This is a genomic window from Chitinophaga sp. CCNWYY40 (genome assembly GCF_037483205.1).
GTDB lineage: Bacteria > Bacteroidota > Bacteroidia > Chitinophagales > Chitinophagaceae > Chitinophaga > Chitinophaga ginsengisegetis.
In genome coordinates this window covers 1,244,261-1,259,784 of record NZ_JBBHLF010000001.1, presented here as the reverse complement: position 1 = coordinate 1,259,784, position 15,524 = coordinate 1,244,261, and the positions used below count along the sequence as shown (strand labels likewise).

At 47.5% G+C, this 15,524-nt stretch carries 10 protein-coding genes; 7 read left to right on the top strand and 3 right to left on the bottom strand.

The features are described from left to right. The first annotated feature begins 4 nt into the window (after positions 1-4). The 5 genes from V7S65_RS05115 (at position 5) to V7S65_RS05095 (ending at position 7,666) form a co-directional block, all read left to right on the top strand. On the top strand, positions 5-1,390 hold the full coding sequence (locus V7S65_RS05115) for a RagB/SusD family nutrient uptake outer membrane protein (RefSeq protein ID WP_336385994.1): 1,386 nt from the start codon (positions 5-7) through the stop codon (positions 1,388-1,390). 139 nt (positions 1,391-1,529) lie between these two features. Continuing rightward, positions 1,530-2,117, top strand: coding sequence for an RNA polymerase sigma factor (locus V7S65_RS05110; RefSeq protein ID WP_336385995.1), 588 nt, complete (start codon positions 1,530-1,532; stop codon positions 2,115-2,117). 87 nt (positions 2,118-2,204) lie between these two features. Next, positions 2,205-3,212 (top strand): FecR family protein, encoded by a 1,008-nt coding sequence (locus V7S65_RS05105; RefSeq protein WP_336385996.1) that lies wholly within the window; start codon positions 2,205-2,207, stop codon positions 3,210-3,212. Positions 3,213-3,372: 160 nt separating this feature from the next. Continuing rightward, the gene (locus V7S65_RS05100) at positions 3,373-6,483 is read left to right on the top strand and encodes a TonB-dependent receptor (RefSeq protein WP_336385997.1); all 3,111 of its coding nucleotides are present in this window, start codon (positions 3,373-3,375) and stop codon (positions 6,481-6,483) included. 22 nt (positions 6,484-6,505) lie between these two features. After that, positions 6,506-7,666 carry a hypothetical protein gene (locus tag V7S65_RS05095; protein WP_111578629.1) on the top strand — a complete coding sequence of 387 codons (1,161 nt, stop codon included), beginning with the start codon at positions 6,506-6,508 and terminating at the stop codon, positions 7,664-7,666. Here the strand turns inward: V7S65_RS05095 and V7S65_RS05090 are convergent. The 3 genes from V7S65_RS05090 to uxuA form a co-directional block, all read right to left on the bottom strand. Further along, positions 7,634-9,532 carry a glycosyl hydrolase family 28 protein gene (locus tag V7S65_RS05090; protein WP_336385998.1) on the bottom strand — a complete coding sequence of 633 codons (1,899 nt, stop codon included), beginning with the start codon at positions 9,530-9,532 and terminating at the stop codon, positions 7,634-7,636. The two genes, V7S65_RS05095 and V7S65_RS05090, sit on opposite strands and share 33 nt — an antisense overlap. Before the next feature lie 5 nt (positions 9,533-9,537). Next, complete coding sequence (locus V7S65_RS05085; RefSeq protein WP_336385999.1) at positions 9,538-10,503, bottom strand: pectinesterase family protein; 966 nt, start codon at positions 10,501-10,503, stop codon at positions 9,538-9,540. Between the two features lie 138 nt (positions 10,504-10,641). Beyond that, positions 10,642-11,805, bottom strand: coding sequence for a mannonate dehydratase (gene uxuA, locus V7S65_RS05080; RefSeq protein WP_336386000.1), 1,164 nt, complete (start codon positions 11,803-11,805; stop codon positions 10,642-10,644). Between the two features lie 317 nt (positions 11,806-12,122). Between uxuA and V7S65_RS05075 the strand changes: the two genes are divergently transcribed. After that, positions 12,123-13,184: a LacI family DNA-binding transcriptional regulator gene (locus tag V7S65_RS05075; protein ID WP_339545274.1), complete on the top strand. Its 1,062-nt coding sequence runs from the start codon at positions 12,123-12,125 to the stop codon at positions 13,182-13,184. A gap of 167 nt (positions 13,185-13,351) precedes the next feature. Beyond that, positions 13,352-15,502 (top strand): alpha-glucuronidase family glycosyl hydrolase, encoded by a 2,151-nt coding sequence (locus tag V7S65_RS05070; RefSeq protein WP_336386002.1) that lies wholly within the window; start codon positions 13,352-13,354, stop codon positions 15,500-15,502. The last annotated feature ends 22 nt before the right edge of the window (positions 15,503-15,524 follow it).

The window sequence follows — 15,524 nt, the reverse complement described above, 5'->3', positions numbered from 1 at the left end:
AACCATGAAAAAATATAAACTTTATCTTCCGGTACTGGTATTAATTTTTGCCTCCTGTAATAAAGAGTTCCTGGATCTCAACCCCGTGTCTACCATAGCACCCGGCCAATTCTTTAAAACCGCCGGCGATGCGGTAACTGCGGTAAATGGCTGTTATGCTTCACTTGCGCAGAGCAGTCAATACGGCTCCACCTTTGAAATACTGATGGAGGCACGCGCGGACAACTTTACAGACCAGGATCCTTCTGCCAATGCCGGTCAAAACTACCAGATCAACCGCTATTCGGATAATCCCGGCAATACCAACTTTTACAATGCATGGGTAGGCGTATATAACGGCATCTTCCGGTGCAACACGCTGCTGGCTGCTATTGATGGCATCAGCATGGATGAAACATTGAAAAACCGTATTAAGGGAGAAGCGCGTTTTATCAGGGCGCTGGATTATTTTAACCTGGTAAGGTTGTGGGGAGCAGTACCGTTGCTGACTACTACCACAGATCCGGTTAATGCTGTAAACCTTAAACGCGATGATGTAGCCTCCATCTACAAACAGGTAGAAGAAGATCTTACTTTCGCTGCCGCCAACTTACCTGCAACATACGCTGCTACAGAGTCAGGGCGTGTTACAAGCGGCGCAGCAAAAGGATTGCTGGGCAAGGTATATCTCTACCAGAAAAAATATGCCGCTGCTCAAACCGTGCTGCAGGATGTAATAAACAGTAACGTATTTACACTGCTGCCTAAAGTAGCGGATGTATTCAGCACTACCAATAAGTACAATGCGGAAATACTGTTCGCTGTACGCTATGCAAAAGGTGTAGCCGGCCAGGATCATGGCTTCTGGTACGCCAATTCACAAACGATCACAGTAGATACCACACTGCTGAAAGCCTATGACAATGCAGATCTGCGCAAACCGCTGTCGGAATCCGTTAAGCCAACCGGCAATGCCAACATGATGCCGCGTAAGTTCGTGGACGAACCCATTAACGGAAACGCTGGCAACGACTTCCCGGTATTACGCTTTGCAGATGTGCTGCTGATGCAGGCAGAGATCCTCAATGAGCAGGGATACAGCGCCGCGGGCAATGCGTTTACTTACCTGAATATGATACGTACCCGCGCTGGTCTTCCGCAGCTAACGGCTACCAACCTGCCGGACCAGGCCAGCTTCCGGAATGAAATATACCGGCAACGCCGCCTGGAGCTGTCATTTGAATGCGACCGCTGGTTTGACCTGCTACGTACCAACCGCGCCGTTTCCGAAATACTGGCTAATAAAAAGGTGAGTCTGCCGGCCTTCCGTCTCATTTACCCCATACCACAGCAGGAAATAGATATCATGAATAACAAAGCTACCTTCCCGCAGAACCCGGGATATGATTGATAAAGCAGAAGAGTTTTTATAAGCGGCACCGGTCATCTCCTGAAAGAGTGACCGGTTTCGCATTTTCAGGGCCCCTTCTATCCTTAACCTTATCATAATATTGCTTGATTACCTTTACCGGGAATGTTTCAACTGCGTAATGGACAAAGCAATACAAAGCTATCTTGAAAAATGGTTAAGCGGCGATGAATCCGCTTATCAGCCGGTTTTCAGGCATTACTACCAACGCCTGCTTTCATTTGCCATCCGTTTTTTGAAAGACAGGGCGCAGGCAGAAGAAATTACGATGGACACGCTCCTCAAAGTGTGGCAAAACAGGGAGATCATCACAGGCGCCGGCTCCTTTCAATCCTATATTTTTGTTATTCTCCGCAATGAGCTGGTAAGTGTGAGCCGCAAAAAGAAACCACATATGGTGCCAATAGATGGTTTTGAAAACCAGTGGCAGGCCGAAAACCCTGAATACATCTGGGAAACCCGGCGGGTGCTGGAACAATATCAGCACTGTCTTTCCCGCCTCTCTCCCAAACGAAGGGAGGTTTTCCTGTTAAGCCGGGAAGAAGGATTATCCCATGCCGATATTGCGAGGCAACTCGGCCTGTCAGTATTTACGGTAAAAAATCACATCAAGGCCGCACTCCAGTTCCTGAAAACTGAATTACCCCATACAGGAGTGGTATCGGTTTTATACGGCACTTTCCTTTTAGACTCCCTGAATCGATTATAAGCGCTATCCTCCAATGTTATCTTAATGTAAACAGATAGCCCTTGCAGATAGTAAAAGACGTACTACTTATATACGTCAATACTATTTATGCCTGCTATTACCAGACAATTACTGATCCGCTATTTTAAAGGCCAGTGCGGCCAGGAAGAAAATGAGGCCGTACAGGCTTTTATAGCCGCCGAAACAGATCCTGCACTGGTGGCAACCTGTATGCAGGATGCGTTTGAAATGCAGTCGCCCGATCAATTGTTCCCCCTTTCAGAACTGGATTACAGTAATGCGTGGCAGCAGTTCCGGCAAAAAAGTGGCTGGCAACCTGCTGCTGTTTCCCCCCCGGCCAAACAGATCCGCTTGTCAACGTGGCTCAGGTACGCCGCTGCAGCTGTATTGATTACGGCGATCAGTACGGCCGGATGGAAAACTATCAGGCCACATCAACAGGTGGCTGGCGCACTGGCGGATGCGGCCCCGCAACGGATACAGGCTATCAAAGGAGTAACAAAACGGGTAACGCTTACCGACGGCAGCACGGTATACCTGTTCCCCGGCTCAGAGCTGTTGGTACCTGATGTGTTTAATAAAAAAGGCCGTACCGTTCAATTGAACGGCCGCGCATTTTTTGATGTTATTAAAAATCCGCAGCAGCCTTTCCTGGTACAAACAGGGGCGCTTGTTACCAGCGTACTGGGCACCTCGTTTGAAGTAAACAGCAACCATGATCAACAGGTAGCTATAACAGTGCGCACGGGCATGGTGAGTGTGTATAATAATAATGAACTGGCCCGGCTTACCCCCAATCAGCAAATGCTTTATCAAACCACCAGCGGCGCTTTTACAGTAAATTCCGCCGATGCCGCCGGGCTTTGCAGCTGGATCACCGGTGAGCTGATGTTTGACCGTACCCCTCTTACAGAAGTATGCCAAACGCTGGAACAATGGTATGGGGTAACGATACAGCTCAACGCTGATCAGTGGCGGCATAAAAAAATATCTGTGAAATTCAAACAGCTGCCGCTCTCCACGGTGTTGCAGATCCTTTCGGCCACCTCCCGCTTTAAATACGAAATGAAGGACAACCACATAAAAATTATCTAACTAAAACAATATGCACATCACTATCCGCAGCGGCTAGTCACAAAAAACCGTTCTGCTACTAACAGAACGGCTTCAGAAAGTTCCGGCGCTGGCGGCGCCAAAAACAATTCATCAATAAACGAAAGGGATATTATCCCATACTCATTCAATGCACAAATTTATGCAAAAAGAACCAGGATCAGGTCAACTGCTTACCGGCTGTTTATGTAAAAAAAGTATACTGGCAATACTGTTGCTATTCGGGCTGCAACTATCCGCGCTGAAAATACAGGCACAAACCTTAGACAAAATAATAGCACTACCTGCCACACCGCAAACAGGCAAAGCATTGCTTGTTATTATTGAAAATCAGGCGGGGGTTCAGTCTTCCTTTGATGAAACCACCGGTAATCACCTGGAGAAAAGCGTGTCCTTCTCTACGCGTAAATTAACCGTAAAAGAGGTGCTGAGCAGGATCTGTACTTCCGCAGGACTGGAATATACCATCAACAATAATTATGTGATCTTTAAACCAGCCGTCCCCAAAAAAGCTCCCGGCAACTTCACCGGTAAAATCATCGACGAAGAAAACGGGCAGCCGGTAGCCGGGGCCACTATCCGCATTGGCAACAAAGGTATTACCACCGATGAAAACGGCGCATTTACCATCCCCCTGCCGAAAGGCAGGTACGAAGCGGAAGTACGTTCTGTAGGCTATGGCGTTAAAAAAGTAACAGACATCCTCATCAAAGATGGCGATACTTTTACACTTAACATCCCGCTGAACAGGGAAAAAGGACAGCTGGGCATTGTAACGGTATCTGCCCGGCGCGTGAAAGAAACCGGTACCAATGCCGCCATCGTCAATGAAATACGGGAAGCTGATGCCGTAGTGAGCGGCATTTCCAAAGAGCAGATAGGCCGCAGCCAGGATAGAGATGCCGCTGAAGTAGTACGCCGCATTTCAGGGGTAAGCATTATCCAAAACCGCCTGGTCGTTATCCGTGGATTACCCCAACGCTACAACACCGTTATGCTCAACAATGTAATTGCCCCGAGTTTTGAACCGGACAGCCGGGCATTCAGCTTTGATATCCTCCCTTCCGGGCTGATTGACCGGGTACTGATTTATAAGACAGCCGTACCGGAATTACCCGGTGATTTCGCTGGCGGAGTAATCAAAGTATATACTACAGAAATGCCTGTACGTAACAGCTTTAACGTATCTTATTCCTCTTCTTACAACGCAAATACCACGTTCAGGGATTTCTATGAACAAAGGCAAGGGAAAAAAGCATGGCTTGGATATGATGATGGCACCTATGCGATGCCCAAAAACGCACCAGGCAGGATTGATGAATTAAGCCCTGCGGAGCAACGGCAGCTCACATCTGCATTCAACAGTAACTGGGATGCGCACCGGAAAACAGCTTCACCGGATCAACGGTTTAGCCTGGATGCGGGCCGGCGTATTTCCCTGGGCTCCAACGCTGCATTAGGGATTATCGGCGCCTTCAGCTATTCCAATACTTACCAGTACAGCGTTATGGCACAAAATACGGCCGGGATAATGGGAGGCATATTCTCCAGCGGATACCGGCTGGCTGATCAGTCGTACGACCATAACATACGCCTGAATGCGTTGCTGAATCTCTCTTTTGAAATTAATAAAAACCACCGCATCGGCATTAAACAACTCTACACCCATATGGGCAGTACCAATGCGATCATCCGTAATGGCGCCACCGGCGATGCCGCCTCGGATGGTTCCGGTCTTTATTCCGGTCAGTATGTACGCCAGTTTATATTAAGCAATGCATACAGGGGCATCTATAGCACGCAATTGTCCGGCGCCCACAAGCTGTTCGAAAACACGCAGGTGAATTGGGTGGCCGGCTATACGAAAAGCCGGTATGATGATCCCGATCAGCGGTACCGTACATTGAAGGCAGACACGGCGCACTATTACAACGATTCTTCTTTAGTGGAACCGTTGCCCGGCACCATATCGGGTATTTATCGCGGCAGGCGCTATTTTTCACTTCCTGAAGAAATCAAAACAGCAGGGCTGGACCTGGTACAACCGCTCAGCATTGCCAACACTCATTTCACTCTCAAAGGCGGACTTTTCATAGAAGACAAAAAAAGGAATTTTGAATACCGTCAGCTGGGTTACATGCCAGACACGGCGATAGGCATGCATATCACGGAAACTTATGGCAAGAACAACAGTTATAATGCCCGGAATACGTTGAAGGCAGGCTACCTGGCTATTGAAATTCCCGTTACCCCGCATCTGAAGGTATATGGCGGATTGCGGATCGAAGACAATACGCAGGAGCTGCATACTTACACCTGGCAAACAACAGGAACAGTAAATGATGGTCGCATTGATCTGTTACGGAAAAATACCAGCCGGCTGCCTTCCCTTAACATCAATTATACCTTCAATGACAAAAACCTGGTACGGGCAGCTTATTCCAAAACACTGAACCGCCCCGAGTTCCGGGAAATATCCACATTCTATTACATGGATATGATGACCTATCGCCTGGCCTATGGCAACGAGAACCTGAAAATCCAGACCGACATTGACAATTATGATCTCCGTTTCGAGCATTATCCCGGCACAGGTGAAATGCTTACAGCAGGAATTTTTTATAAGCATTTTAAGAACCCCGTTGAGTTCTATTACTATGCAGGTACCAGTGGCTACAACAACTTCCAGTGGAATAACGCCGTATCTGCCACCAGCTATGGGGCAGAAATTGAGCTTATGCTGGGCATGGCGCGCTACTTTAACGGAGGTAGTACATTAAGTACCATCCTTCAAAAGATGTCGGTGCTTTTCAATACGGCTTATATCCATAGCCGCGTAGACCTCGGCAACCGCGCCGGTATCCAGGACAAGGACCGGGCATTGTATGGTCAATCGCCCTTTCTTGTAAACGCAGCACTGAATTACACAGATGATACCAGGGGACTGAAGCTGAATGCCAACTACAATGTTATCGGCAAAAGGCTTACGGCTGTAGGAAACTTAGTGAGCCCTAACATCTATGAAATGCCGCGTCATGCGCTTGATTTCAGCTTCTCAAAACAGATCGGAAAAATGTTTGAGGTAAAAGGAGGTGTTCAAAATATCCTGAATACCCGCTACCGGCAAATCCAGACAGCAGAAGATATCAAAAAAATAGCCGACAAAACAGACAACACCATTCAGGGGGATAATATTTATCAATCCAATTATACCGGGGCAACGGTTTCCCTGGGTGTGGGTCTGAAATTATAAATACTTCTTTAAACAATTATTTATGAACCAATTTACGATAAGAACATATATTTCCTTACTGCTGATGACTGCCATAGCATTCAGCTCCTGTCAAAAACAAGAGGCCCTCTTTGAGTTCAAAGACAAAGTGCAACCCCCACCGCCACCACCACCTCCTCCTCCGCCGCCACCACCACCGTTGTCAGAAGCGTTCAAAAATATTGAACTCGTGTATAATGATTCAACACTTAAAACAAGTATGATTGGCCGGAAAACTTTTAGTGATACTAAACAAACATCAGGACTGTATTCCAATGGATTTGAGCTGGCTATCCGGCTGGACAATAATTCAGAGGAAATTGGCATTCAGCAGCTACAGATCAAGCTGCCATTAGATGATAGCGGGCATGTGGTGAAGGGCCGTTACAGTATAGAAAATAACCAGGTAACAGCAGGCGGACAAATGGATGTCATTTACACCAAAGGTACGTTTACAAATATCTTTCCGGATGCGGCTTTCAGTACCGATAAAGATAAGTTCAGCTTCAGTATAAGTATGAGAGTAGAAAATTTCAATCCTGTTAATCACAGCATTGCCGGGGTAATTGATAGTATGAAGATTTATAGCATCGCCGACACAACAAAAAAGATCACTATCAAAAATGCAGGGTTCAATTTCTACTATGATTTCCTGGAGCTGTTCCTCAATGATACACTGATGTATGAAACAGCCACCGGTCCTTATTCTAACTGGTTTCCCAGAAACTTTGGAGGCGAGGAAAATGTAGCCGGTGTTTCAGGAGAACGGATTTACCCCACTATCAATAACCCTCTCTTCAAAATGGGACAGCTGACCTTTGGTTTTTCTTTTATCCAGGTACAGGAAGTTTTCCAACGGGAGACAACCCTGCCGTTATCATCTGACGGCAGCAACTTTTTATTCAGACCGGAGGAGTACCTTGAAATTAATGGCAGGCCACTTTATGGAATTACACCCGGCGGCTCCTATGAATGCAGGTTCATTAATTCAACGCAGGTAGGCATCGCCGGAGGCGTAGAAGTAACAACCGGTAACGCAAAGCTACTGCTGGATGAATACTATGATTATGTTGCCGACCCTGTTTGGGGCGTGTATTATCCCCAGGAATTTATGGCTGCACCCAAGTACAAGTTAAGATGCATCTTCTACCAAAGAAAATTCTAATTCCCTATCCCTGTCAAAAACCATCAGCCCTGTTTGCAGACTTGCAGGCAGGGCTTCTTCATATGCAGGGTATATATTTACTTTACTGTTTTGAAAGCTTTTTGCAGGAAGGAGGTAGAATAATGATAAACGGTATTCAGCAGATACTGCCACGTACCCTCTCTTCACCAGTTCCACTGCCATCGCATGGTTATGGGTTTTATCGCCGGAATGCCAGCCACCGCCGAAAATCAGCAATACAGCAGGTTTACGTTGCTTTTCTTTGCTATAGAATACATCCAGCAATAAACTGCGCCCGCCTGCTTCCCGGTAGGGAACATCCATTGCCTGTTTCAGGTTGCCGGGTGCAACCGGTGACGCGATCTTTATAAATGGAAACTTCAGCCGTTGCTTCTGGAAAGTACTCCATATGGCAAACGAAGTATCCCGTGGCACCTGTGCATCCAGCCGCACATTGTCGAGCACAATACTATCTGCATCTGTTAATTCTTTGCCGATGGTTGTTTTGAAAACACTGTTACGGATACGGATATTCTTCACCGGCATCTCCGGTAATCCACGGATAAAAATTGCTTTCTTCGCTCCATTGCAAACAATATTCTCAAATTCCATGTCCCTGAATACCGGCGTGCCTTCATTCACCTGCGGGCGTTCATCCCGCTGACTGTCTGTAGCAAATTTCACAAAGTAATACAAGTCAAAAAACACCGCTTCTTCCACAATATCTTTCATGAATATATTCTTCGCATAGATCTTCTCCACTACGCCGCCCCGGCCACGGGTGGATTTGAAACGCAGTCCTTTGTCTGTTCCTACAAAGGTGCAGTTGTACACAAAAATATTCCTCGCACCGCCGCTCATTTCACTTCCTATCACAAAGCCGCCGTGTGCTTTATATACAATACTATTCCGCACAATGCCATTCTCGGTAGGCTTGCCCCTCCGGCGTCCTTCTTCATCTTTGCCGGATTTAATACAGATAGCATCGTCGCCTACATCAAAGACGCAGTCCTCTACCAGGAAATTGCGGCACGATTCAATATCAGCGCCATCCCCGTTTTGCGCATAAGCCGGATTCTTAATCAATAGGTCACGCAGGGTAAGATCTTCGCAAAGTGAAGGATGCAGGCACCAGGCGGCGGAGTTCTGGAATGTAACTCCTTCCAGCAATACTCTTTTGCAATTGTTTAACGCCACGAGATTAGGACGCAGGAAATCTTTCATTACTGCATATTCCTGCAATGGCTTACCTGGCTGCAGCAGCATACTCATGCCCTCTTCCTTTGCCGTTTTGTATTGCACACTCGGGTACCATTCATTCCCGTTTTTCCCGAGTACGCCGCCAGATGCTACTTTCTTTTTCCATTCACTTTCAGTAAGTTGCCCTTTACCTACTGCGCGCCATACATCGCCGTTGCCATCAATCACCCCCTTTCCGGTAATAGCGATATCATGTAAATCATTGCCGATTACCGGTGATTGGTTACGTGCAGCGGAGCGGCCTTCATAGAGCCCTTCCACCAAGGCATACTGACTTTTATCCGGCGTAAATAACAGCGTGGCAGCGCTTTTCAAATGCAGGTTCACATTACTCTTCATCACCAGCGGACCAGTAAGCCAGAGCCCTTCGGGCACCAGCACTACGCCGCCGCCTTTCCGGCTGCATGCAGTTATCGCATTGTTGATGGCCGCTGTGTTTAATGTAATACCATCCGGCACGGCGCCATAGCTGGTGATGTTAAAGGTATCTTTCTTAAAAACAGGCGATGCTATTTCAGGTAACCGCTTCCAGGAATACTGCGAAAAGGCCTGTACAGCCACTCCCATGCCTACAGTCAATACAATGCCTATCTTTCGTATATTCATACCAGTTATTTTTCGTTGTAAACGGGATTCCATCCACCTAATATTTTTACCGGCGTATATTCTTTTGCCTGTTTACCGCTCAACTGTTTGCTCCATGGTACTCTTCCTGTAACAACAGCTCCTTCTCCCCTGTTATCGTATTCTGCGTAAAAAGCAGTTTGTTCATTCTCTGTTTTATCCCAGTTGTGCCAGCCAACCGGCAGGATATGCTTTCCCAATTCGCAACGGATAAAAACGGTACGGGCATAGGCGCGCCACGGTCTGCCGAGGTACACCTTACCCGCTTCTTTGTTTGCAGTGATGTTACATTCCAGGAACACATATCCATATGCCTGCTCTTTTGTGGTAGCAGCAGCAGTGATATAGGAATCCGAAAGGCTCCGGATAGTGCAATGATGGAACAAGGCTGTAGCCGGACCAAAAATAAAATCGGTAGTCCCTTCAATGAGGCAGTTCTCATAATACTGGCAGCTGTTGCTGTTGGCCGTTAGCAGCGTATCCTGGTTGCCGAGCAGGTTACAGTTGCGGATCACGAAATGATCGCCGTCTACATGCAGGGCAACGGCCTGGCCTACACGTCCTGCCGTATTCCGTATAGTCAGGTTTTCTATTTTCACGTCGTTGCCTTGTACCCATACGGTGTAGGAATTAAAAGTGCTGAGCTTCTTATCACCCACCAGCTTACCGGAATAATCATCGTTGGTAATAATAGTACTATCACGACTTTCGCCAATGAAGGTGATATTCGTTACCCATGAAGGGATCACCAGTTTTTCGGGATATACCCCATTCTTAACAGTAATGGTAAGTGGTACGGGAGAATAGGCCCTTACGGCATTCACTGCTTCCTGGATAGTGGTATAATCCCCGCTGCCATCTTTAGCCACTGTTAAGCGCGAGGGATATGTTTGCTGTGCCATTACGCCTGTGGCAGAAAATATAACGAGTAACAGGTAAAATAGTTGCTTCATGTTGATGCTGATATGGAATTCTGGTCTCCGTTAGCAGAATCAAGCTACAGAAATATACATGCAAAAAAGTATTTTTTTACGCAATCGTTGCCGGAACGCCGTGGCATAGCATTACAGGAAATGCACTGCAGCTTTATCCTATAGCACGCTGGCAAGACCAATTTGCAGCCCGCGGAGTTCAGCAAGTCCCTTCAGCCGCCCTATGCAGGAATAGCCCGGGTAAGTGGTTTTAGCCAAATCATCCAGCAGCTGGTGACCATGATCCGGCCGCACCGGCAGGGAAACATTCCGTTGTTTCATCAGTAACAGTAACGCACGTACGATAGCCACCATATCTGCATCTCCATCTAAATGACCGGCCTCAAAAAAGTTCCCGGATGCATCGCGCCGGGTGTTGCGCAGGTGAAGAAAATGAATGTGCGCACCCAATCGCCGAATGATGCCGGTAAGATCGTTACCAGGCCGTACGCCCAGTGAACCGGTACAGTAACACAGTCCGTTTGCCGGCGAAGGAACGGCGTTCATGATTGCAAACAAGTCGGATTCTGAACTGACAACACGGGGCAATCCCAACACCGCATAAGGCGGATCATCAGGGTGTATGGCCATTTTCAGGCCCAGTTGTTCCGCCACCGGCACCACTTCTTTCAAAAAATAAAATAAGTGCTCCCTTAATGTTAGCGCGTCAATATTTTTATATGTTTCCAGTGCCGCCAGAATTTCTTCCGGCGTAAAGCGACCAGTGCTGCCCGGTAGCCCCAGCAGCGCGTTCCGGAATACTTCGTTTTTTTGTTCGTCCGTATGTGTATGCAGCCATTTTTCTGCTGCTTCAATTTCAGCTGTACTATAGTCCTTCTCTGCATGCGGTCTTTTTAGCATGAAGAGATCAAACGCTACAAAGGCGGCGCGTTCATAATAGAGCGCCTTACTGCCGTCGGGCATGGTGTGACTAATATCCGTGCGGACCCAATCCAGCACCGGCATGAAATTATACGTAATCACCTTTATGCCGCAGGCGGCGAGGTGTTGCAAACTCTTCTTATAATTTTCTATATGCGCGGGGTAATTACCACTGCGCCGTTTTATATCCTCGCTTACGGGCAGGCTCTCTACTACTGTCCAGCTCATGCCTTCAGCTTCAATGAGGGACTTCCGTTGTTGAATTTCCGTTACCGGCCAAACGTCTCCCACCGGGATATGATGCAGCGCAGTAACCACACCTGCGCAACCGGATTGGCGGATGTCCTTCAAACTAACAATATCATGCGGCCCAAACCAGCGCATGGTTTCATGCATTAACATAAATTTTTTTTTTTCTGAAGATGCTTTGAATACTATGGCATCTTTAATACGATCTGCGCCAGGAAAAGAAGGCTGTAAAAAGCCATGGTTAATATCCGGCTGATGGACAGCCTGACAATGCCCGGGTCAGAGACGCCGTAAAAAGATGAGCGCTACCGGATTTTGGTTGATCACTAAGTTGTTTCATAACGGGCTTTTTACGTGAAAAATTTGATTGCTGGCTGATGTGTCAGGGCTCGTCCTGTAAAACGAATATAAGAAAAAATCAGATTTACGTAACCGATTGCATTTTTTTATACAGAAAAAGTTCATTTCCTTTGAGAAACAGCTTTACTAAAATGCCAGAAGACCGGGAAGCAACGATATACGACATAGCCAAATACCTGAATGTTTCCGCCGCCACGGTGAGCAGGGGGTTGAAAAACAACCCTATGATCAGCAAAAACACCCGGAAAAAGATTGTGGAGGCTGCAAAAACGCTTGGTTATCAATCCAATACATTTGCCAGCAGTTTAAGGAGCAGGCATACCCACGCACTGGGCGTGCTGGTGCCGCGGCTGAACAGTCACTTTATGTCGTCCGCCCTGGCCGGCATGGAAAATGCCGCCAACCGGCATGGTTACAACCTGATTATTGCGCAATCGCTCGAAGATGTGGAGAAGGAAAAACGCAACGCGGCCACCATGTTTAATAAAAGAGTAGACGGACTCCTCATCTCCCTGTCGTCCAACGCGCAGGACATTAACCACCTGGAACCTTTCTTTAAACGGAAAATACCCGTAGTATTCTTCGACCGCGTGTTTCCCCATGAGGAAAGCACTTCTGTTGGCATCAATAACCACGAGGCGGCCTATAATATTACCAAACACCTGATAGGGCAAGGCTGCAAACGGATCATGCACCTGGGAGGAAATTTACTGCGGAATGTATACCAGGAAAGACTTAACGGCTACAAGAAAGCGCTGCAGGACCATCACCTGTCCTTTTCCAAAAAGCTTTATTTATCCAGTACGCTTTCCGAGCAGGCCGGCACAGATGCCGCCAGGTATATCCTGGACTTAGCTCCCGGTGAGCGCCCGGATGCCGTATTTTCTGCCAACGACACGGCCGCCGTGTATTGCATGCTGGCGCTTAAAGCGGCAGGCCTGCGCATTCCGGAGGATATTGCCTTTGCCGGTTTTAACAATGACCCCATCAGCAGGGTGATTGAGCCCAATCTTACTACGATGGACTATTCCGGCAACAGTATAGGCGATACCGCCGCTACCTATTTAATCAATCATCTTAAAGGGATCAGCAACCTGTATACCACCGATGCCATTACGCTCCGTGCGGAAATGGTGATCAGGGCTTCTTCCCTGAAAAAGTTACCGGAATAGGTTTTTTTTGTGATATTTACGCAACCGATTGCGAAAATAATACGTAAAATGAGGCATTTTACCACCTTTCGGAACCCGGCACTAAAGAATTATTCCACGATTATGATACCTTGTTCCGGCATCATTGTCAGAAAGACACTAATTCCATAAAATAGCTTGTCGTCTGTATGAAAAAACACACGTTATTGATTTTATGCCTCTGCTGCATCCTGATAGCAAAAGGAGAAAACGGTTATGATCTCTGGCTGAGATATAAACCCGTAGGAAATAAAACACTTCTGCAATCCTACCGCGAAAATATTACCACGATCATTACAAGCGGATCATCTGCAACGATGGATATTATAAAGAATGAACTATCAGCAGGCTTACAGGGTTTATTGCAAACAACCATAGATCACGGCACCGCTGTTAACCGCCACGGCGCCATCATTGCAGGCACTCCCCGCTCCTCCCCACTGATCAGCAACGCCGGGATAGCCATACCACTGCAACAAGCCGGTGAAGAAGGGTTTGTTATTCTTTCTAAAATACTCAACGGCAAACGGTGTATCCTCATCAGCGGTAACACAGAAAAGGGTGTGCTGTATGGTGCCTTTCATTTTCTGCGGCTCCTGCAAACGGAGCAATCCATTCAAGAGTTAAATATTATTTCAGCGCCAAAGATCCGCCTCCGGATGCTGGATCACTGGGATAACCCCGACAGAACCGTAGAAAGAGGCTACGCCGGCCTTTCTATCTGGAACTGGCATACGCTGCCCGGTTATATTGATCAGCGCTATATCGACTATGCAAGGGCGAATGCATCTATAGGCATCAACGGCACCGTAGTAACCAATGTAAATGCAAAGGCTGTTGTGCTCACCCCACCCTACCTGGAAAAAGTAAAAGCACTGGCGGATGTGCTGCGGCCCTACGGGATCAAAATCTATCTCACCGCAAGGTTCAGCGCTCCTATGGAAATAGGCGGACTAAAAACCGCTGACCCGCAGGATGCCTCCGTACAGCACTGGTGGCAGGAAAAAATAAAAGAAATATATACCTATGTGCCTGACTTCGGCGGCTTCCTGGTGAAAGCCAATAGCGAAGGACAGCCCGGCCCGCAGGACTATAAACGCACACATGCCGATGGCGCCAATATGCTCGCAGATGCTATTGCTCCTTTTAAAGGCATAGTGATATGGCGGGCATTTGTTTACAGCAACGAGAACCCGCTGGACCGCCATAAGCAAGCCTACGACGACTTTGTTCCCCTTGATGGTACATTCAGACCGAACGTATTGGTACAGGTGAAAAACGGGGCCATTGACTTTATGCCAAGAGAACCCTTTCACCCGTTGTTTGGCGCCATGCCTAAAACGCCGCTGATGATGGAGTTCCAGGTAACGCAGGAATACCTCGGTCAGGGTACCAGCCTTGTATTCCTCGCGCCGTTGTTTAAAGAAACGCTGGAAAGTGATACGTATTATAAAGGCAAAGGCAGCACCGTAGCAAAAGTAATCGATGGGAGTTTGGAGCATCATCCTTTAACCGGTATGGCCGGCGTGGCTAATATTGGTAACGACATCAACTGGTGCGGCCATCCATTTGCGCAGGCAAACTGGTATGCGCTTGGCCGTTTGGCGTGGGACCATACTATTTCCAGCGAACAAATCGCGGATGAATGGCTGCGGATGACGTATTCCAACAACCCCCGGTTTCTGAAAGCTGCCTCCCGGCTAATGCTGGAAAGCCGCGATATCATTGTACAATATTCCAACCCAATAGGGTTGCATCATATCATGGGTACCAGTCACCACTACGGCCCCGCGCCCTGGGTAAATAACCAGCAACGCCCCGAATGGAATCCGGTTTATTATCACAAAGCCGACAGCGCCGGCATCGGCTTTAACCGCACCGCAACCGGCAGCAATGCACTTGCGCAATACCAGCCGGCTGCAAGGGAACAATGGGAAAACATGCAGACCTGCGACGAGAAATACCTGTTGTGGTTTCATCATGTGCCCTGGAATTTCCGGATGAAAAGCGGGAAGAGCTTATGGGAAGAATTATGTTATCAATATTACACAGGCGCTGAACGCGCAGGAAAGATGCAGGATACCTGGAAAAGCTTACAGCCCTTTGTAGATAAACAAAGATTTGAACAGGTAAACATGCTGCTGAAAATTCAGCATACAGAAGCCATCTGGTGGAGAAATGCATGTATCTTGTATTTCCAGACTTTCAGCAGAATGCCTATTCCGGCATCATACGAACAACCAGGCAAAACATTGGAGTACTATAAAAGTCTGCGGTTCCCGTTTGCACCGGGTATTTAACCACAGCATATTAAACCAACGA

Excerpts from the sequence above, each read along its gene's own strand:
- V7S65_RS05115 (WP_336385994.1), top strand. The coding sequence starts at position 5 with ATGAAAAAATATAAACTTTATCTTCCGGTACTGGTATTAATTTTTGCC.
- V7S65_RS05110 (WP_336385995.1), top strand. The coding sequence starts at position 1,530 with ATGGACAAAGCAATACAAAGCTATCTTGAAAAATGGTTAAGCGGCGAT.
- V7S65_RS05105 (WP_336385996.1), top strand. The coding sequence starts at position 2,205 with ATGCCTGCTATTACCAGACAATTACTGATCCGCTATTTTAAAGGCCAG.
- V7S65_RS05100 (WP_336385997.1), top strand. The coding sequence starts at position 3,373 with ATGCAAAAAGAACCAGGATCAGGTCAACTGCTTACCGGCTGTTTATGT.
- V7S65_RS05095 (WP_111578629.1), top strand. The coding sequence starts at position 6,506 with ATGAACCAATTTACGATAAGAACATATATTTCCTTACTGCTGATGACT.
- V7S65_RS05090 (WP_336385998.1), bottom strand. The coding sequence starts at position 9,532 with ATGAATATACGAAAGATAGGCATTGTATTGACTGTAGGCATGGGAGTG.
- V7S65_RS05085 (WP_336385999.1), bottom strand. The coding sequence starts at position 10,503 with ATGAAGCAACTATTTTACCTGTTACTCGTTATATTTTCTGCCACAGGC.
- uxuA (WP_336386000.1), bottom strand. The coding sequence starts at position 11,805 with ATGTTAATGCATGAAACCATGCGCTGGTTTGGGCCGCATGATATTGTT.
- V7S65_RS05070 (WP_336386002.1), top strand. The coding sequence starts at position 13,352 with ATGAAAAAACACACGTTATTGATTTTATGCCTCTGCTGCATCCTGATA.